17 protein-coding genes are annotated in these 19,729 nt (G+C 46.5%); 2 read left to right on the top strand and 15 right to left on the bottom strand.

Annotation, left to right across the window (positions count from 1 at the left end; all coding sequences use genetic code 11):
* Positions 1-2: 2 nt before the first annotated feature.
* Positions 3-197: a winged helix-turn-helix domain-containing protein gene (locus U5R06_13635; protein ID MDZ7723809.1), complete on the bottom strand. Its 195-nt coding sequence runs from the start codon at positions 195-197 to the stop codon at positions 3-5.
* A gap of 682 nt (positions 198-879) precedes the next feature.
* On the opposite strand from U5R06_13635, the gene U5R06_13640 reads away from it, so the two are divergent.
* Positions 880-1,944, top strand: a complete 1,065-nt coding sequence (locus tag U5R06_13640) for a hypothetical protein (protein MDZ7723810.1) — start codon at positions 880-882, stop codon at positions 1,942-1,944.
* Between the two features lie 10 nt (positions 1,945-1,954).
* Here the strand turns inward: U5R06_13640 and U5R06_13645 are convergent, their stop codons facing one another.
* The 13 genes from U5R06_13645 to U5R06_13705 form a co-directional block, all read right to left on the bottom strand.
* Positions 1,955-2,419 carry an NUDIX domain-containing protein gene (locus U5R06_13645; GenBank protein MDZ7723811.1) on the bottom strand — a complete coding sequence of 155 codons (465 nt, stop codon included), beginning with the start codon at positions 2,417-2,419 and terminating at the stop codon, positions 1,955-1,957.
* A 12-nt stretch (positions 2,420-2,431) separates the two neighbouring features.
* Positions 2,432-3,181 (bottom strand): MFS transporter, encoded by a 750-nt coding sequence (locus U5R06_13650; protein ID MDZ7723812.1) that lies wholly within the window; start codon positions 3,179-3,181, stop codon positions 2,432-2,434.
* 69 nt (positions 3,182-3,250) lie between these two features.
* Entirely contained in the window at positions 3,251-4,201 is a 951-nt protein-coding gene (gene tal / locus U5R06_13655) for a transaldolase (protein MDZ7723813.1), read from the bottom strand.
* Between the two features lie 183 nt (positions 4,202-4,384).
* On the bottom strand, positions 4,385-5,668 hold the full coding sequence (locus U5R06_13660) for a histidine kinase N-terminal 7TM domain-containing protein (GenBank protein ID MDZ7723814.1): 1,284 nt from the start codon (positions 5,666-5,668) through the stop codon (positions 4,385-4,387).
* Positions 5,669-5,771: 103 nt separating this feature from the next.
* Positions 5,772-7,061 (bottom strand): glycoside hydrolase family 97 catalytic domain-containing protein, encoded by a 1,290-nt coding sequence (locus tag U5R06_13665; GenBank protein ID MDZ7723815.1) that lies wholly within the window; start codon positions 7,059-7,061, stop codon positions 5,772-5,774.
* A 41-nt stretch (positions 7,062-7,102) separates the two neighbouring features.
* On the bottom strand, positions 7,103-7,477 hold the full coding sequence (locus U5R06_13670) for a glycoside hydrolase family 97 N-terminal domain-containing protein (protein MDZ7723816.1): 375 nt from the start codon (positions 7,475-7,477) through the stop codon (positions 7,103-7,105).
* The gene (locus U5R06_13675) at positions 7,474-7,698 is read right to left on the bottom strand and encodes a hypothetical protein (protein MDZ7723817.1); all 225 of its coding nucleotides are present in this window, start codon (positions 7,696-7,698) and stop codon (positions 7,474-7,476) included. The genes U5R06_13670 and U5R06_13675 overlap by 4 nt, the downstream gene beginning before the upstream one ends.
* Positions 7,699-7,720: 22 nt before the next feature.
* Entirely contained in the window at positions 7,721-8,617 is an 897-nt protein-coding gene (locus tag U5R06_13680; protein MDZ7723818.1) for a hypothetical protein, read from the bottom strand.
* On the bottom strand, positions 8,599-9,849 hold the full coding sequence (locus U5R06_13685; GenBank protein ID MDZ7723819.1) for an alpha-glucuronidase family glycosyl hydrolase: 1,251 nt from the start codon (positions 9,847-9,849) through the stop codon (positions 8,599-8,601). Before U5R06_13685 ends, U5R06_13680 begins: the two co-directional genes overlap by 19 nt.
* A 22-nt stretch (positions 9,850-9,871) precedes the next feature.
* Positions 9,872-10,336: a hypothetical protein gene (locus tag U5R06_13690; protein ID MDZ7723820.1), complete on the bottom strand. Its 465-nt coding sequence runs from the start codon at positions 10,334-10,336 to the stop codon at positions 9,872-9,874.
* 405 nt (positions 10,337-10,741) lie between these two features.
* Positions 10,742-11,872 (bottom strand): glycoside hydrolase family 88 protein, encoded by a 1,131-nt coding sequence (locus U5R06_13695; GenBank protein MDZ7723821.1) that lies wholly within the window; start codon positions 11,870-11,872, stop codon positions 10,742-10,744.
* A 160-nt stretch (positions 11,873-12,032) separates the two neighbouring features.
* Positions 12,033-13,436, bottom strand: a complete 1,404-nt coding sequence (locus U5R06_13700; protein ID MDZ7723822.1) for an MFS transporter — start codon at positions 13,434-13,436, stop codon at positions 12,033-12,035.
* A gap of 16 nt (positions 13,437-13,452) precedes the next feature.
* Positions 13,453-15,648, bottom strand: a complete 2,196-nt coding sequence (locus U5R06_13705; GenBank protein ID MDZ7723823.1) for a glycoside hydrolase family 3 N-terminal domain-containing protein — start codon at positions 15,646-15,648, stop codon at positions 13,453-13,455.
* Between the two features lie 389 nt (positions 15,649-16,037).
* Here U5R06_13705 and U5R06_13710 point away from each other — a divergent pair, with 389 nt between their 5' ends.
* Positions 16,038-17,081, top strand: a complete 1,044-nt coding sequence (locus tag U5R06_13710) for a LacI family DNA-binding transcriptional regulator (protein MDZ7723824.1) — start codon at positions 16,038-16,040, stop codon at positions 17,079-17,081.
* Positions 17,082-17,175: 94 nt separating this feature from the next.
* On the opposite strand, the gene U5R06_13715 is transcribed toward U5R06_13710, so the two are convergent.
* Positions 17,176-19,611, bottom strand: coding sequence for a glycoside hydrolase family 2 TIM barrel-domain containing protein (locus U5R06_13715; protein MDZ7723825.1), 2,436 nt, complete (start codon positions 19,609-19,611; stop codon positions 17,176-17,178).
* Between the last annotated feature and the right edge of the window lie 118 nt (positions 19,612-19,729).

Below are 19,729 nucleotides of genomic sequence, written 5' to 3' on the forward strand. Positions count from 1 at the left end.
ATTCAGAGATACATAACGGCTGCGCTCCTTTTTCGGCTGACGATGACTTTGGCTTCCCGCGCCAACCATCCAATTGCAGCAGTCGTTGTAAACGCATCCACATTTAGCTTTCGGGTCACTTGAGTGACTGACATTTCACCTTCTTTTTCTAAAAGCTTCCAAACTTTTCCAGCTGTTCCTCCAATTATGCTCTGCATTTCTGATCTCCTCCAGCTTTAATATGTCTATGTCTGTTCATTGGATATTTAATTAATCTTTTTTACATTAGCAAATGAAAAAAACACAATCTGAAAAACTGTACATCATCGATGCGATCGGCCCCTTTTTTACCCGTTTCAAAAAAGACCCAATCAATTGGTCAAAGATTCCCTTTCATGCCATGGAAAAAAAGGATCATCTCAGGACGCAAACAGCTCTAAAAATAAGCAAAAATTTTAATCACTTTATTTCCGTCATATCAGATCCTGGGATATAACGCCATTTCCATCGATGATATCGCACATTTAATTGACTGCAGCTTTTATCCTGAATCCCTGAGAGCCCTTGTCCGGGATTATCAGGCATTTTATCAAAAACTTTTGCTGCTGGCCAAAAAAAAGAATTTAAAGGTTTTCCTCAACACTGATATTATGTTTTACAATCAGTGGATAGACAGCGCAATCGGCAAACACCGGGCGCGTTTGTATACTCTTTTACAGCACAGGCTAAACGGTCTCTTTGAGCAGTTTTCCGTAGACGGTGTCATCTTTCGAATCGGTGAAACAGATGGTCTGGATGTGAAAGGAAAATTTAAAAAGTCGCCTGACATTGAAAACTCCGACACAAGTAAACAAGTTTATCCACCATTTTCTTCCAGTATTTGAACAACGAAACAAATTGATGATATTCCGCAATTGGACTGTGGGCGCTTATAAAATCGGTGATTTAATGTGGAATGCATCGACCTTTCATAAAGCGTTTGGACATGTGAACAGCGACCATTTTATTTTATCATTGAAATACGGCGACACTGACTTTTTTGATCATCTCCAGCTCTCTCCCTTTTTCAGGGACACCCGATTCAAGAAAATCATAGAACTGCAGACCCGCCGTGAACGCGAATTGTTCGGTATTGTACCGTATTATACAGGGTATCAATATGAAACTTATCAGAAACAGATTAAAGCCAATCCGTCTGTGATAGGAATATCAGTCTGGTGCAATACCGGCGGGTGGAGCAAATGGCACAATTTAACATTTTTGAAAAATTCTTCTGTCTGGAATGAATTGAACACGATTTCAACTCTTAATATCTTTAAACACGATGATACAGCTGAAACCGCATTGTTCAACTTTTTTAAAGATCCGCGCAAGGTCAATTTTACAAAACGTGCAACCCGCCTGGTAAACTCTATTCTGTATATTCAAGATTTTGCCGAACAAACCCTGTATTTCAGACGTCTTCGTCTGCCTCCCCTGTTATGGATTTTTTGGGATCATGTGATCATCAATCACTTGGTTGTGATATTTCATAAACATTTTGGTGCAGAGAAATTTGAAATTCCTTATGCTGAACTCGAATGGTTCCAAACAGAAGGAGAAGCTTTAGGCTTTAAGGATATGCAATTTCAATACAAACTTTTGCTCAATCTGGCATACTGTCGAAAAGCTCTGGCCAGCGGTCGGATGAAATCAACACATTGGGACTATGTAAAGACATTTGAAAGAACCCACAAACTGGCGCCAAAGTTTGATATCAGTTTTGCACACTCTATCCACTATAATAAAATGAATATGCTGCTCAATTCGTTTCTACGCAAGCATGCAGCATACCGTATTCCCGATTATCTGATACGATCCCGGCCCGTATCCTATATACTGAGAGTTATTTACCGCAACCAGATAAAAAACTTGCCGTCATTTGTTAATAAACAGGGTATGGGATTTGATTCTATTCTAAAGTAATGTTGATCCACTATATAGACTGATCTTTCCCGGCGAGATGCTTCAGGTACTCTGCATTTCGATGCAAGACACCCGCCAATCCCGGGTATCCAACCATCTGTACCGCTTGATGCACGGTGACAAGTGTACGCCGGCGCAGTTTGTTTTCGACCCAATCTGAAGGGTTCACGATCTGCAGGATTCGCAGCGGAAACAACGACACGCGCACAGGTCTGCCGCGCCTTGAAAATGTAAACGAATCCAGAACCTCCTCATAAAGATGACCGTGCACCCCGGCTTCTTCAAAGGCTTCCAGCTCGGCTGACTCGGCTTTTGTCATATCCGGCTCTATCTTGCCTTTGGGCACAATCCATGTTGTATCGGCTGTGCTTTTTGCAGTAACCAGCATGACCATCAAATCATTTCGGACCATCATAAACGGAATCACACCGATGCGCGTTTCATATTGCAGTTTTTTCTTTTTTTTACTCGCCATAGCTCAAGTATACTAACGCCAGAAATACAAACAAAGCAAAAAGACTATAAAAGCAAACACACCGCCAGCGGTCAATACGCCATTTATGTGATAGATTGAAAAAACAAAGCTCATAATAAGGGGGGCAATTGTCTGTCCCAATCGCAGAATCATGCCGTTAAGAGACAAAACACCGGCACGAAACTGCAGCGGCGCCGCTCGGGTCATTAATGTCTGAACAGAAGGTATTAAAACACCGTGTCCCAGACCAAAAGTCACAATGGAAATTAAAATCAGAATCAGTTTGGGTGTCCACAGAAATCCCGCCATGGCGCATGCGTAAAGAGCGAATCCGATTTTTAGCAGATGTTTTTCCGAAATGTACAAAGAAATACGCCCCACTTGTGAGGCTATGACTGCGGTGGTCAGGGACATGGCGGACATGACCAAACCGATTGTTAAAGGAGAACCGGCAAAACGTTCACGAATTAATCCGCATGCCGCACCAGATAACGCAAATAAAAACAATGCAGGAATCAAAATCCGTTTACGGCCAATATGATCAGCCAGAACGCCAAGTAAAAGCGTCAACACCACACCAGGCAGGGTAAAAGCAGTAATCAACAAACCAATTTGTTCAGCAGAGATACCCAGCTCCCGGGTGATCAACGGAAAAGCCGGAGTGATACTGGAAACCCCCATGATCGCAATGAGCGTCACGGAAAAAACAATATAAAGATTTACATCTCTGAGTAATCCGGCGGTACTGTTTTGATTGTCCATATATCTCAAGCCAGGGCCTCCCTGAAAAATCAGAGATGCCCTGGAAAATGATAATTTTTCAGATTAATATCAGCGATATTGTTCAAGTATCAGGTCGGCTAATTTTACCCAGTCCGCATTGAATTTGCGAATACCTTCTGAAAGTTTTTCAGTGGCCATGGCATTTTCATTCAACAACCAGCGGAATGCTTTTTCATCCGGATGCAGAGGAGTAACATCGGATTGACGGGCGGATTCCGGACTCAATTTCCTTTCCAGTGAGCCTTCTGTTTCGCTCAATTCTTTTAACAAATCCGGAGAGATGGTCAATAAATCACAACCGGCCAGTTCCCGTATCTGTCCGCTGTTTCTGAAACTGGCGCCCATGATTTCTGTTTGAATGCCGGATTTTTTAAAGTAATTATAAATATCAGCGACAGATTGTACACCGGGGTCCTCTTCAGGCGGAATATGATCCACACCGCGGTCTGCTTTGTACCAGTCGAGTATCCTGCCGACAAACGGGGAAATCAATGTGACACCTGCATCCGCACAGGCGGCTGCCTGGACATAACTGAAGAGCAACGTTAGATTACAGTGAACCCCTTGTTTCTCAAGCTGTTCAGCTGCCCTTATTCCCTCCCAGGTGGATGCAATTTTAAACAGCAGACGATCGGTATCCACACCGCGTTTATTGAACTGCTCAAGCAGACGTTCGGCTGCTTTTATGGTATTTTCCGTATCAAAGGAAAGGGAGGCATCGATTTCAACCGAAACGCGACCGGGAATAATGGACAGTATTTCTTCTGCAAACCGCACCATGAGCCATTCCAGACAGGGTTTAATTCCGGAATCCGGATCAGCGTCACAACTTTTTATGGTTTCGGCGACCAGTTGTTTGTATTCCGGTTTTTGAACCGCTTTTAACAGCAGCGACGGATTGGTTGTGGCGTCCTGAGGCATGAATTTGCGTATTGATTCAATTTCGCCTGTATCCGCTACAATCGTTGTGTATTGTTTGAGTTGGTCTAATATCGACATTCTATTCCTCCTGATTCATCGTTCAATTGCCGTTTTTCTATTTTACACATCAATATCTGCATAAATATATGTATAGATAACGACAAAAACCTCAAACGAAATTCCAACTAATTCTGGAAACCCTTGAGGAAATCCGCACATACTGCCCACGGGCGACCCAATTTCCGGTAGACATCGTTTTATTCAAGATTCTTTCGGGTTCTCAGGATCCGTATGTTCGCCGTATTCCGGATACATTTCGGACAGGCATTTCGGGCAGATTCCGTGACTGAACACCGCGTCAGAATGTTCCTGAACATAGTGCTCCACACTTTGCCAATATCCCTTGTCATCCCTGATTTTTTTGCAGCGGGCACAGATAGGAAGCATCCCGGTCAGAGTTTTTACCTGAAGCAGAGCATCCTGAAGTTCAACAATCAAATTTTCACGTTCTTCCTCTAACTGTTTCCGTTTGGTAATATCACGAAATACAATCAATTGGCCGGAGGAATGAGTGTTACTTTGCAACACTGCGCATTTTACAGTGAAAACTTTATCACCCTCTGAACCGGGTATGGTTTTCTCAACTTCAGATTCTCCGCAATTCGAAAAATCCCCGGGATCAAATTCCGGAAAAATATCTTTCACCGGCATTCCCAGCGCACCGCTCATTTTTACATTAAAAAATCCGGTCAATGTAGAATTCATATCAACTATTCTCTGCTGTTCATCCAGAACCAGGACTCCGTCCTGCATGACATCCAGCACCTTGGAACGCGCCACCGGGACAAGATCGAACATTCCGTATCTGAAAAGAGCCAGCGAAACAAAGGCTCCGGAAATGATAAATCCGAGAGGGGTCCATTCGAGTCCCGGAACCGGATTGCTCGGACTAAGATAGAGCCCATTGCCAATGATCGGAAAGAGAGAGGCCAGAATCATGAAAACGGACTGTAGCGAATAAAAACGGGCAAAATGGCGTATTGAGGACAAAAGGAAACTGACTCCAGCCAGCAATAAAAGGTAGACATAAACTGTGTTAATCCAGAACCATGTACCGTGATGATAAGCGGCAAGATTGGTCAATGGATTAATAATGATCGCCGTCCAAACCCATTCGTGCCAGATATTTGTAACTGCCAGAATGACCGTGAGAAAAGGAAGCAACGCGATGAGGGATATGGATTTCCAATTGAAACGGACTTTCTGGCTGTAGGAAACAGCAAACAAGAAAAAGAAAACAGGCGCTCCCATTGTACCGACATAAGCGATCTGGGACCACAGCAATTTCAAAGGAACAGTTGTAGCTGCGCTTTCAAACACATAGGCAAGGGACCATTGTGCCACACAGATTTCAGTCCACATCATATACCGGGCGCTGATTTTTGGATAGCGTCTCAAATAAAAAGTTAGAAACGCGGCAAAAAAGAAGCCGAACAGCATGACATAGCTGTACACCTGAAAGCTATATGGACCTATTTTGATCATTTCTCAACTTTAAGTTTTTATTCCGGCAAAGCTTGCGCCTATATCTGCGGGTAATATCCTTTAATTTAGGATAAATCGGCAAAATTGCAAACCCTTTATCCGTTCAGTTCCGGAACGCTTTAAATTTTCCAGCCCATCCTCCGCCGGGCGCCATATGAATCTCCAACCGGGTTTCCGCAGTTACCTGCTTTTTGACGCGCTCATAATCGATAGCGTTTTTAGCCGCATTGGTGCCATCCTGCATGATATCAGCCTGATATGTGCCGGTTGACAGAAAGGAAAGATTTAGGATGATTGTCCTCGGAGATCCGTCCGTCATAGCGCCGACATACCAAACATCGTTATGACGACGTGCCACAGCAATATAATCGGCGACTTTTGCCGCCAATACAACGGTAGAGTCCCAAACCGTCGGTATGGAAGAAATAAACTCTGTGGTTTCGGGCTCTCTATAGTAATTGGACGGACTGTCGCTTAACATTTGCAGAGGCGCTTCATACACCACATACATGGCCGCCTGGTGGCATCGGGTTCCCTGGCTCATGGGGCGGGTAAACCGGGCACTAAAATTAACCGGATGCGCATTATCCATGGCGCCGGGAGTATAATCCATGGGGCCGACTGCCATTCTGATAAACGGCAGGGTCACATCGTGTTCAGGCGTGATCACATCAGTCCACTTGCAATTTTCCAGCCCCTTTACGCCTTCAAAATTAACCACATTCGGATAAGCGCGCCGCAATCCGGTTGGTTTAAAAGCGCCGTGATAGTTAACAAGCAACTGATTCTCAGCTGCAATCCTGGCGCAGCGTTCGTAAAAAAGCACCATATCCTGATCAGACCGCTGCATAAAATCGACCTTGATGCCTTTTACTCCCCAATCCGCATAACGTTCAAGAATCTCCTGCATATCCCGGTTCAGAGGCCCCCACAGCATCCACAGGATCACGCCGACATTTTTTTCTTCGCCGTATCTGACCAGTTCATGAATATCAATATCGGGATTGGATTCTTTGATATTTGTCGTGGATTGGCTCCAGCCTTCATCCAGAATAATATAATCCAGTCCGTACTCTGAAGCAAAGTCAATATAATATTTATAAGTTTCTGTGTTGATTCCGCTTTCAAAATCCACGCCGTAGATGTTAAGCGCATTCCACCAGTCCCAGGCCACGGTACCCGGTTTTATCCAATCCGGATTCTCGATTTGCAAGGGACGCGATAATTGGAATACCAGGTCATTGGTCAACAGTTCTTTGTCCTGATCAGCCAGCATAAAGACCCGCCAGGGCAATTTCTGGCGAGGTTTGACTTTGGCAATGTAATCGGCTTCCCTTACAATAACCTGATTGCGGTCAGGTGCGTCATCTGCAGGACGAGTTTCCAGCACCACCGGAGGGAACAGGCTCTGCAGGGTTCCCTCACCTGATTTTTCTAAAACATACAGGGATAGTCATACACATCCGCTTCTGTAAACAGCACATTGACATCATCGATTTGCAGCAAAACGGGCAGAGAACAAAATGAATCAGGAACGATCCCGGAAAAGGGCTGCACCTTGTAGATGCGTTCATTATGAGACAACATGGATGTTTCCGATGGAAAATAGACCTGCGCATCCGGTTTGACCGGCCATTGCAAACGTTCCCTGCGGATATTTGTTTCATTTTCGGATTTTGTGATCCAGCGGTATGCAGCACCGTTATTATAAGCGCGTACCTGCAATTGACTGGTTTCAAAATTTAGAGTCGCCTGAACGCAGTGATCATGGATTTGCGCAAACTTTGTCGGCGCCACGGGTTCAATCATGCGATCAATCTCTTTAATTCATAATCTTTAAACTCTGACAGCAAGTCAACTCCGGTTTTCATCTGTTCAATGACAACCCTATCATTATACAGCACGGTCAGATCAACCGTTCCCCCTGTTTCGATACGAATCTGAACTGATTCATCCGGTGAGGAGAGTCGAATGGATTCGGCAGATAAAGATAAAAAGGTGGCACACAACAACAGACTGATCAGTTTCATAAGAGTTCCTTTCGTTCATAAATCAATTTTGGCGTTTATCAACATATTGACTGAAATAGTTGATACAGGTATTTCTCCAGTTGCGCGCGCTCTTTTTTTGTTGCGCGAGTTTACCCTGAACGTGCGTATGGATTTCAGGATCGATCTCCGGCTTGACCTGCATCCAGGTTTGATACATCTGGTCCACATAGTCTACACCCTTTTGATAACGAAACTGCAATTCGTTCCAGAGTAAGCGGCCATCGGTCATTTGATAATCCCACGGCACATGATGAAACCAGAGCAGATATTTTTCCGGACAGGTCTCCAGATGATCAAATTGCGCACAGAGTTTGGGCGCGTACTGACCGACCGCGTTGCTGCCGGTGGAGCTGCGGTCAAATCCTATTCCGATACTGTCCGCTCGATGATAATAGACTGAAGTCCAGTCCCGGCGCGGCGCATCATCAAAACCCGGTTGAGGGCCGTAATGGAATCCTTCCTGCATAATATGATGCAGTCCCAGGGGGGTCATATAATTGATACAGGCCTGCCAGGAGCCCATCATCATGTCGCGAATGGTATGCACGGTTTTCAGATCGCGCGTCAATGTCATACGAATCCATTCATCTGCAATACTTTCTGCAGTCAGTCCGGGGTTCCAGGCGAGCCGGCCATAGGCGTACCAGTTGGCCTGTCCGAAAAGATGACCGGTCCAATTGCGGTCTGACCCGATATTGGACACGCCGGCAATTCCTGTCATGGTATAATCATACAGAGACCCATCGATCACGGATGCCAGGGTAGAACCGCTGCCCTGCACCAGTAAATCAAATTCAAGGTATTCTTTCCACATTGCACCGAGATAAACCAGATGTGTCGAGTGTCCGAGATATTCCTGAGTGATCTGTAATTCCAGCATCAGTGGGGTCTGCAGCATATCGCCGAATAAGGGTTGAACCGGTTCCTGCGGTTGAAAATCGATGGGACCGTCTTGGCCTGCACAAAGACATTGGCGTCGAATGCTCCGTCCAGCGGCACAAATTCTTTCCAGGCGCGTTTGGCGCGGTCCGGATCGGTTTCGGCATCATAAACAAACGCTCTCCACATCACAATACCGCCATGCGGGGCCAGGGCGTGGGCCAGCATATTGGCGCCGGCGGCGTGACTGCGTTCATAATCCTGCGGTCCGGGCATCCCTTCCGAACTGGCTTTGACCAGGAATCCGCCGAAATCCGGAATCTGCTGATAAATCTGATCGACCTTTTCTTTCCACCAGCGGATAACCTCGGGATTCACCGGATCCGCTGTCTCCAGATCGCCGATACCGCCGCGGCGATTGCCTTCGAGCGTAAAATCGTCGGCCAGTGGTGAAGCGAAATTGACCGAGAGATAAATCTGGATCCCGTACGGCCGGAACACCTCTGCAAGACGCGCCAGTTTTTCAATATAGCCTGCAGTAAGAAAGACAGGATCCGCATTGACATTATTGATCACAGCGCCGTTAATACCCAGTGACGCATTGGCGCGCGCATAATCCGTATATCTCGGATCCACTTGATCAGGAAGTTCATCCCACTTCCACAGTGATTTGCCGGCGTAACCGCGTTCTACGCTGCGATCGGGATTGTCCCAGTGATTCAACAGACGAAATTTTATTTTCGGATTGGAAACCACATAAATATCATCGAGGGGCTGCTGATTTTGTAACAGACGCAGTAGATGGAACGAACCGTATAAAAGTGAAATCTCGGTATGGCCGGTAATAATCAGTACGGGATGTCCGTTTAAAACGCCGTTTCGGATCATAAACCCGTCTGCAGTCAAGCTGGAAGGAATTAGAATATTGTCCGAAATACGGGAAAGCTGCTGCAGCGTTCCCACCCACAGACCAGAATCTGTCACCGAGTCCACGAGAGGAATATCTTTTCCGGTCAGACCACTCAAGCCGGTTTTCAGTTCCTGTGCGATTATTTCTGCGGTTTCAGAACTGCCGTTCACCACAACACCGGTCACAGATGATCTCAGCTGCATGCACTGCTGCACATTTTCCAGTTTTGCATGCTTGAGCCAGAGCCCGTATCCGCTGTCAGCTGAAAGCGGTTGAAACAGCGCAATACAGGACAGAAAAGTGAGGATATGTCGAAATTTACAATTGATTTTGTTCTGCATGTTGTACATCCTATTTTTTAATTTACAGGCATGTCGCCAGAATTCCACAGGGCAGCAGCAACAGTCCGGCAGGCAGAGTCAAACCGTTTATTACCTGGCTGTCTACAAGCAAACCGATAAATGCAATGATAGAAAGAGCACCTGAAAGCACAAAAAGCAATGCAAACCATCTCTGTGGACCTATGGTATTTAACTTTCCGATGAATAAGAAGAGGGCACCGACCCCGAACAAACAATATCCCAGTTGATTAAGATAATAAGGGATAGAATGCGGATTGAAAAAGTAAAACAATCCCAACAGATCGGACTGATCGTGCAAAAGAGCGGGAACAAGAGAAAGTTGTGATGTGTAAGAAATAGTGGCCAGGACAGTATAAATACCAGTAAAAATCAAGCCCGCCTGCTGAGTTAAAGTCAGCGGCTCTCCGGTTTTCCGGATCACACTCAGGATCAAATAATAAAGCAAAGGGGCAATCAACGCCGCCATAGCAAAACTCAGGCGGAAAGTGTCGCATTATCACGCAGGTGATTAATCTGATCTTCAAGCGTGCCCTGAGGTGCCGATAGCGCCATAAAAACAGGCCAAACTAAAATAATCACAGTGAAAAGAATACCACTGATCCTTACACTGATTGTACGGTAATTTTTGCATATTTCCCGTCTTGTTTCCTTGAAACCTGACAGATTTTATTGCAAGCCTGTGTTGATCACTCTGATTCATGCCCAGTCTATCCACATGCTGCGTATTGTTCCGGGCGGAGCAAACCCACAGATCGGTAAAAGTCAACAGCCTTTTGTTTTGCAGTTTTTTCAGCCACAAATGAGCACGGATTAAAACACATGGCTGATTACAAGAGCCCTTAAACCCGTTTGACCTGCATCAATACCCTCTTTAATCCTGCAGCAACAATTCACCGGCAAAAGCATAAATCAACGCCGGCGCACCATGCGGATCATTGACAGGCGCTTTTTGCTTCAAACAGGGCGTTTCCGAGCGCAAAGGGCCGGGACCGGGACAGGTTCCCAGAACAGCGCCTTGCGGTGTCATATAATGATAGAGCGCCTGAATCGCTTTCCTCGCTGCCTTTTTGTATTTCACATCTTTTATATATTCTTTATCCCAGGCATGCGCCAGATAATAAGCTATTAAACCGGTGCCGGAGGATTCAGGGTAACTTTGAGAAAAAGGACGATTCAGCAGCTGATGCCACATGCCATTATCATTCTGGACCTTTAATAACGAATCAGCCAGTTTCTGCAGCAGTTTTCGCATATCGCGAAATTCGGGGGATTGCGGCGGAAGCACATCCAGCGAGGTCACCATGCCGCGGATGAGCCAGCCGTGACCGCGTGACCATGCGCCCGGTGACAAGGTCGCCGGGTTTTGCAGCCATCCTCTGCCCTGGCGCCATAAACCGGTATCCGGATCACGCAGAATACGTGCGTAAAGTTTATATTGGTCAACACACTCTTTATAAAGCTCGCGTTCACCCGTCAAATGTCCGGCACGTGCCGTGCGACTGCTGTATTCCTGCAGGTAATCGATCAATAGCTGACATCCCGGTTCATCATGAATATGACAAACAGCTCCCTCGCGCGACCGTTTCACCTCTCGGAGCATTCTTTTGGTTTCGCTGACAAAGGGCGCAATATAATCAGAATCCTGCTCGGCTTTGAACAGGGCAAATGTAATATTACAAAACGGCTGAACGCTAAAAGAAACCGTATCGGACGGTTCGTAATGACGTTTGCGCATCACCTCCTGTATACGCGGCAGATAACGCGGTGAATTCAGTACAGCATCGACTGTCAGCAAAGCTTCAAAGGTCAAATCCAGATGATAAGGCCCCCAAACATCTTTTTCATCCGCAAAATGATTGTGCGATTGCCAGAAATGCTGGGCAAGACGGTCTATCATCTTGAGAGGCTGTTGTTTATCAGAAACAGCTGTATTCTCTCCAGAATACGCCAAGCCAGGCAGGAGAAGGATACCCACCCAAATCACACGATAAAGCTTTATCATATCAGCGCATCTTCCGTGCTATTAATTTTTGATTGATCAGGTTCTCTGCACAGATAATATACAATTTTTCAGGATCATTTTAAAGTAAATATAAAAAAAGGCAGTTGTTCCGGGATCATCCGGCAGCAACTGCCTTTTCCTGCTTTTCATTTTACACAACTCAGTCCTGTTCTTCCTCTATGCGGCGTGCTTCCAGATCTTTTTCAATCTTGATCATCATTGTATTATTCAGCGGATAAAAGTAAATCAATGCTGAACCGAGTAATCCGAATACAGCCGGATAGATACTCATGATCAACCGTATACCCAGCAACGCATCAGCGGCCTGGGCCTGATTGGCCACAAACCCGTAATATCCCAGAATCCAGCCGACAATGGCGCCGCCCAGTGTCAAACCAAGCTTGAGAGCAAACAATGAAGCGGACATGATCAATCCGGTAGAACGTCTGCCTTTTGCCCACTCTCCATAATCAGCTGTATCCGTGTACATGGCCCATTGGAGCACAGACACCGGTCCGAGGAAAAATGATGTAATGATCTGCATGATGTAAATCAACAGTACATTCTCAGGTTTCACCAGAAAAAACAGACCGGTTAATATTGCACTGGCGGCCATAAATCCGCCATAGGTATTCTTTTTATCCAGCACTTTGGTAAAAGTTTTGGTCAGCAGCGCACCCAGAATGGTAAATGCCGTACCAATCATCATAAAACTGGATGTAAAAGTATCAAAGGGAAGATTAATCGTATTGCCAAACAGGGTCAACACTTGATCCTGTGTGTAATACTTGAAATAGTACACCATGGCGCTGTTCCGAATAGAGATAAACGCGAGTTGTAATACAGTCGCTCCGGCGATCAACACCCAGGCCTTGTTGGTAAACAGATCTTTGATATCCTGTGAGAAAATATTCTTTTGCTCTCTGGGGGGATGAACCCGTTCTTTTGTCGTGAAAAATGTAAAAAGGAACAATAGTATTGCAAGGGCCGCCAGCACGCCCATGGCGGCCTGCCAGCCCAGGGTTTCCCGACCTTCTCCAAACGCTTTGACCATGGACATGACCGTACCCTGTACGATAAAGGCGCCGATAAAAGCGGCGACAAATCGGAACGTGGACAGCACCGTGCGCTGCATTGAATTGGGTGTCATCACACCCATCAATGAGGAATAGGGAACGTTAATGGCCGTGTACACCATCATCATGAGGATATAAGTGACATAGGCATAGATGATTTTGCCGTTTACACTGAAATCGGGGGTGGTAAACATGAGGAAACCGATAACACCAAAAGGTATGGCAATCCACAGCAAATAGGGACGAAATTTTCCCCAGCGGGTATTCGTTCGGTCCGCGATCATTCCCATGAGGGGATCAGTCACTGCATCCCAAATTCGGGTGACCAGAAACATGGTTCCGACAATTGCCGGCGGAATGCCGAATACATCGGTATAAAAGTACATCAGGAACAGCATAAACGTTTGAAAAAAGAGATTAGACGCAGTATCACCCGCACTGTATCCAATCTTTTCGATCAGTTTCAATTGTCCCGCTTTTTTTTCCATATTCTCCTCGCTGAAATTATGATTTTACTGTCAATGTAACAGTTTGAAGGTCTACATCCTGAGACGAGTCACCAACCATCAACCAGAATTCACCGGGTTCTACGCTATATTCCATACTGATATCATAAAAAGCCAGCATATCCGGAGTGATTGTGAATGTAAGGGTCCTCTTTTCATCCGGTTCCAGAGTGATGCGTTCGAACGCCTTGAGCTCTTTCACCGGTCGGGTGACCGAGCTTCTGACATCGCGAATATACAATTGCACCACTTCGTCACCCTTGCAGGTACCTGTATTCGTAACATCCACGCTGATTCGAGTCTCTTCATCCCGCTTGATTTTGGGTTTATCCAGAGATGGAACTGAAAATTCAAACGTGGTATAACTCTTGCCAAATCCGAATGGAAACAGCGGACTTTTATCTGCGTCAAGATAACCGCGCCGGGCCGAGGGCTTGTGATTATAGAAAACCGGGATATGGCCGACGGACCGCGGAATACTCATCGGCAATTTGCCGCCCGGGTTCAAATCACCAAACACAGCTTCCGCAACCGCTTCACCCGAAGCCTGTCCCAGATACCAGCATTCCAGAATAGCAGACACATTCTGATTCAAGATATTGAACGAAAGCGGCCGACCGTTAAACAGCACCGCTGCAATGGGTTTACCCAGATCAGCCAGAGCTTTAACCAGTTCATTCTGTCGGCCGAACAATTCCAGATCCGTACGGTCGCCCATATGGTTCAAAGCCCAGGCCTCACGAGACGTCTGTTCGTTGCCGCCCACTGCCAGAATAATCACATCCGCCTTTTTTGCGGTTTCCACGGCTTCCCGGATCAAAGCCCTGTCTTTGTTCTCCTCCGGCAATATGACGTTATCCTGGTGCCAGGCTCCGTCGATGGTGATCTTGCAGCCTTCGCTGTAAAGCACCTCAACATCCCCTGCCTTATCTCTGATGCCCTGATACACTGTTGAGTAATGTACAGGCGCGCCGCTATAGCCACCCAGCATTTCGCGATCCGCATTCGGACCGATAACGGCAAGGGTTTTTACATTTTGTCTGTCTATCGGCAATACATGATCATCATTCTTTAACAGCGTAATGGTCTGGCGGGCGGATTCCAGCGCCAGCGCACCGTTGTCCTTATTGGCGACAAACTGTTCAGCCCGTTCCGGATCAACATAGGGATCATCGAACAAGCCCAGTCTGAATTTAAATTCCAATGGTTTTTCAATGAGTTCATCGATCAGGCGTTCATCAATTCGCCCCTCTTTTACCGCATCGACCAGTTCCGGATAATACTCGCCGTCCGGCAGTTCAATATTTACACCGGCCTGAGCCGCCAGCACCGCTGCATCCTGTTTGGTCGTGGCGATTCCATGATCAAACGTATCCTCGCGTTTGTGCAGCTCTTTGACGGCAAAATAATCGGAAACAATGTATCCGTCAAAGCCCCACTCGTCGCGTAAAACAGAGCGCAAGAGCTTGCAGTTTATGTGCGATGGCACCGCATCCACTTCATTGTAAGAAGCCATCACGCTTACCGCCCCGGCCTGCTGAATGGCTGCCTTGAATGGCGGGAAAAACACTTGACGAAGAACCCGTTCCGATACATTCGCAGGCGCGCAATTGGTGCCGGATTCAGGCTGTCCGTGTCCGACAAAATGCTTTAATGTTGCAATCAATTTTTCCTTGTTTGAAAAATCCTGATCGCCTTGAATACCGCGTATGGCCGCCACAGTCATTTGCGTGGCCAAAAACGGATCTTCACCAAAGGTTTCCTCCACTCGTCCCCATCTTGGATCCCGTGCTATATCAGCCACAGGAGCGAGTACCTGATGCGCACCGCGGTAACGCACTTCTTTTGCGATAACCTCGAAAATATGGTGGATCAAATCAGGATTAAACGTAGCGGCGAGACCGATGGGCTGCGGAAAGCTGGTCGCCCGGTTGGCAGCATGTCCGTGCAGACATTCTTCGTGAAACACAACCGGAATGCCCAGGCGTGTATTTTCAATGAAAAACTTTTGGATCCTGTTGGTATACTCGGCCATTTGTTTGGGGAGCAGGCCGTCCGGAACGGCAATATCGCTGGCATGAATATCGCTGGGACGCGCCATCTGTCCGAGGCCATTGGATAAATGATCGGAAGCATATTTATGATTGAACTCCCCCTGTTCGCTGAATAAATGTGCGGAGTCACATCCCGCCATACGCAGGTCATCTGCGCGATTTTTTCTTCCAGGGTCATACGGGATATCAAATCCTTGACGCGTGCTTTTATCGATTCCGCTGGATTTTTATAAAGCCTTATTTCAGGAACCTCTTTCACTTCCGAATCCATATACTCATCTCCTGTATTATATTTTTTTCATTCAAAATCACGCTACCAGGGGCTCTGGTAAAACAATAGAAATAGAATAGTCCGATGTGTTGATGTAATTAAAGAAATCCGGGCACGTGATATTTTACCCAGAGTTTCCCAAGATTTCTAAATTTTATTGATTTTTGTAAACAAATTAAGTATCTTATGTAACTTGTTATATAATTTCAAATATAATTAAAACGTTTCAATATGTCAACAAAAAATTGGGCCTGAACCATGAAACAACCAACAATAACCGATATTGCAAAAGCAGCCGGAGTGTCGACAGGAACGGTTTCCGCAGTGATCAATGACAAAAAAACCGTAAAACCGGAAACCCGGAAACGTGTATTGTCAATCATTAAGCAATTCAATTTTCGGCCGCGCGCCACAGCACGGTATATGAAACAGGTCAACCAGGAAAAGAGTATTGGAATACTAATCAAGGACTTGAACAATCCGTTTTATACTTCCATTGCCATGGCTGTCAAAGAATACGCCAATGAAAAAGGCTATTTATTATTTATCAGCAGCTCTGAAAATCAGCACGAGTATGAAGAACGGCTCACCTATCTGAATTCGGTTAAAGGCATCCAGGGAGTGATCATTGCTCCGGTGCTGGATGGCGATGAAGAGATTGAACATCTGTTTCAGTTGAAACGTATCAATTACCCCTTTGTGCTGCTTGAAGAAGTCAAAGGCATTCGGGCCAATATGGTCAGTATTGACAATAACAAAGCCATGGCCAAAGCGGTCCATCATCTTATAGATTTGGGACATAAACGCATTGTGCATTTCGCCGGGCCCAAGAATGCCTCACATGCTCTGGAACGAATGCGGGCATTCCGGAATGTGTTCAGCGAGTGTCATCTGGTTTTCAAGCCCGAGATGATTGCCTTGTATTCCGCCCATTATAACGAGAGTTATGACAAGACAATAAAGTATTTCAACAGTATGGACCGGGCGGATTTCCCGACAGCGATTATCTGTTTCAATGATCAGCAGGCTCTCGGCGTATTGGCAGCCCTGAGCGATATGAATATCAAAGTACCGGAAGACATTTCTCTCATCGGAAATGACGATATTTATTTTGCCAAACTCTACCCTATTCCACTCACCACTATAAAAGCGCCGATGCAGGATCTGGGAACAAAAGCAGCGGAAATTCTCATCAGGCACATAGAATCTGAAGATATGCTGGACGCGGAACGTGTCATTTATGATGCGGAACTGGTGATCCGTGATTCAACACGGGCATTGGAAGACCACGAACAGAAATAAATAGCACAGCCCCCACCCGGCTCCCGCATTCGGTTCGTTTTTAAACGACACAGCGACCAGACTCTAATCAAAGAATCCAGCCGCTTTACTTTACTTACTTGACACACTGCAGCACGGCTTTATCCGCATCCAGACCTTTGGCTGCGGCATGTAACGTAACCGTGCCGGCGGCGCCCGGCCTGGATTTTAAAATAAGCATGGCCTTGCCGTTAAACAATTTACGATAATCCGCCTGAAACGGCTCGCAGGATTGCGGATTACCATTTCCGACTCCGGCGATAGCAGCCGGACCTTTGACTTTAAAATGAACAAGATCATCGGCCAGGGGACACACTGTACCCTGCTCATCAACAGCCTCGACAAGAATATAGCAAAGATCATAGCCATCAGCCTGCAGGACTGCCGACTCGGGTGACAACCGCAGCGCCCGGGGTTCACCGGTGGTGCGCACATTCGTCCGGCCGATTTCCCGCCCCTCTTTATAAGCAACCGCAACGAGTTCGCCGGGCTGATACTGCACATCTTTCCACATCAAGCGGTATCGTTCAACAGAGATTTTAGATCCGGGCGTTTTACAGCGGCCACCCAGCGACAGGCCGTTCAGAAAAAGCTCAGCCGAATCGCCGCTGGTGTAAACAAACACCGGGATCGTCTGTCCTTCCCGGCCCTGCCAGTTCCAATGCGGCACCATATGGATTGTGGTTTCGTTTGTGTTCCAGTGACTTTTGTATAAATAGTATCTATCCTTGGGAATCCCGCAGAGATCGACGATGCCAAAATAGGAACTCTTGGCAGTTTGCGCATCAGATTCAAGGTGCCCTTCCCGAACCGCCGTACCATTGAACGGCGTGGGTTCGCCCAGATAATCAAAACCGGTCCAGACGAATTCACCTGTCAAATATTCATCATCCTGGTACCACATAAAATCATCATCCGGGATTTCCGCCCATGCCGGGGCATTCAAATCGTAGGAACTGACGTGACCGGATTCCCAGTCAAAATCGGTTTTCTGCCCGGGCAGGTCCGGATTATACCAGCCGCGCGTGCTCACGGTAGACGCAGATTCGCTGACAATCACCGCTTTATCCGGGGCCGCTTCATAGGCTGGTTCCCAACGCTGTGAATAATTCCAGCTGTGAACATCAAAATAATCAAAATGCCGGTAAACCACCGCTTCCGGGATACACATCACCCAGGTCACCGGCCGGGTCGGATCGTATTTGCGCACCATTTCGGTCATCGTTTTGATCTTGAATGTCGCATTATTTTCATTGCGCTGCAGATCCCACAGCTCATTGCCGGTGCTCCAGATAATCACGCTGGGATGATTGCGGTCGCGTCTGATAAAATTTCCGATCTGGCGCTCGGCAAATTCACGGAAATCTGTCTCCGATAATATATCCGCTTTTTTATTCCACTTGTCAAACGCTTCGTCAAACAACAGCATTCCATGCTTGTCGCACAATTCGGCCAGCTCCGGAGCGGGCACATTATGACTGGAACGGATGGCGTTGCATCCCATCTCTTTCATAATACGAATTTTGCGCTCCATGGCGGCGGGGTAAAATGCAGCGCCCAGCGGACCATGATCGTGATGCAGATTCACACCTTTGAGATGAACTTTTCTTCCGTTTAAGTAGAATCGATCACCGCCACGGAATTTAAAGGTGCGGACGCCAAACATGGATTCATAAAAGTCAGTGATTGTTTCATTTACCCTTACTTCGGACCGAACTGTATAACGCTCAGGATTTTCAATATCCCAGCGCACTGGATTTTCGATTTCCGCATACTGACTGAACACATGATGATCGCCCGCATTGATGACACAAAGCGCTTTGGGCTCAACAACGACCGTGCCCTCCGGATCAATTATTTGCGTGGATACATTTACAGTGCGTACGCTGTCGGTTCGGTTGTGAATGGTTGTTTTGATACGTACGGATGCCCGTTCATCAGATACTGTCGGGGTTGTAATCTGAGTGCCCCAGACATCTACAGCCACCGGATCCGTGACTAACAGAGTGACTTTTCTGTATATCCCGGCGCCGGGATACCAGCGGCTCTCATGTTGGCGGGTATCCACAGAAACAGCCACAACATTTTTCCCGGATTTTAAATGATCACTGATATCAATGTAAAATGAATTATAGCCATAATCCCACTCTCCCACCAGTTTGCCGTTCAAATATATTTTGGGAAAGGCCATCACGCCGTCAAACAACAGGCGCACAACCCGGTCCTGGAGACTGTCAGGAAAATTAAATGGTTTCCGATACCAGCCCTGTCCCTGCCAGGGCAGTTTTCCGGTCGATCCTTCAGCGTCCGGATCAAAAGGACCGGAAATGGCCCAATCATGCGGCAGATGGACGGATTGCCAGGCACTGGCATCAAATTGGACGGTCTTTGCTTCAGGATGGTCGCCTTTGCTGAATTTCCACCCGGCGTTAAAATCGATATTCCGACGTGCTGATGCAAACACTGTCAAAGGAATTAGAGCAAGTACAAAATACAATACACCTTTATTCATAAGAACTCCCTTTGTGAAAAGAAAAAGATAAACTTTAACAACCGGACAACAACTGATGAGAGTCACAGATTAAATATACTATACATTCGAAACTATTGCAACAAGGAGATGAAATTTG

This window comes from candidate division KSB1 bacterium, assembly GCA_034521575.1.
In the GTDB taxonomy this organism is placed as follows: domain Bacteria; phylum Zhuqueibacterota; class Zhuqueibacteria; order Residuimicrobiales; family Krinioviventaceae; genus JAXHMJ01.

Coding starts and splice junctions, on each gene's coding strand:
- U5R06_13660 (MDZ7723814.1), bottom strand. CDS start 5,668: ATGATCAAAATAGGTCCATATAGCTTTCAGGTGTACAGCTATGTCATG.
- U5R06_13640 (MDZ7723810.1), top strand. CDS start 880: ATGATATTCCGCAATTGGACTGTGGGCGCTTATAAAATCGGTGATTTA.
- U5R06_13710 (MDZ7723824.1), top strand. CDS start 16,038: ATGAAACAACCAACAATAACCGATATTGCAAAAGCAGCCGGAGTGTCG.
- U5R06_13700 (MDZ7723822.1), bottom strand. CDS start 13,436: ATGGAAAAAAAAGCGGGACAATTGAAACTGATCGAAAAGATTGGATAC.
- U5R06_13690 (MDZ7723820.1), bottom strand. CDS start 10,336: ATGGCGGCGTTGATTGCCCCTTTGCTTTATTATTTGATCCTGAGTGTG.
- tal (MDZ7723813.1), bottom strand. CDS start 4,201: ATGTCGATATTAGACCAACTCAAACAATACACAACGATTGTAGCGGAT.
- U5R06_13685 (MDZ7723819.1), bottom strand. CDS start 9,849: ATGCAGAACAAAATCAATTGTAAATTTCGACATATCCTCACTTTTCTG.
- U5R06_13650 (MDZ7723812.1), bottom strand. CDS start 3,181: ATGGACAATCAAAACAGTACCGCCGGATTACTCAGAGATGTAAATCTT.
- U5R06_13705 (MDZ7723823.1), bottom strand. CDS start 15,648: ATGGCGGGATGTGACTCCGCACATTTATTCAGCGAACAGGGGGAGTTC.
- U5R06_13635 (MDZ7723809.1), bottom strand. CDS start 197: ATGCAGAGCATAATTGGAGGAACAGCTGGAAAAGTTTGGAAGCTTTTA.
- U5R06_13695 (MDZ7723821.1), bottom strand. CDS start 11,872: ATGATAAAGCTTTATCGTGTGATTTGGGTGGGTATCCTTCTCCTGCCT.
- U5R06_13680 (MDZ7723818.1), bottom strand. CDS start 8,617: ATGCTGCAGACCCCACTGATGCTGGAATTACAGATCACTCAGGAATAT.
- U5R06_13670 (MDZ7723816.1), bottom strand. CDS start 7,477: ATGATTGAACCCGTGGCGCCGACAAAGTTTGCGCAAATCCATGATCAC.
- U5R06_13645 (MDZ7723811.1), bottom strand. CDS start 2,419: ATGGCGAGTAAAAAAAAGAAAAAACTGCAATATGAAACGCGCATCGGT.
- U5R06_13675 (MDZ7723817.1), bottom strand. CDS start 7,698: ATGAAACTGATCAGTCTGTTGTTGTGTGCCACCTTTTTATCTTTATCT.
- U5R06_13715 (MDZ7723825.1), bottom strand. CDS start 19,611: ATGAATAAAGGTGTATTGTATTTTGTACTTGCTCTAATTCCTTTGACA.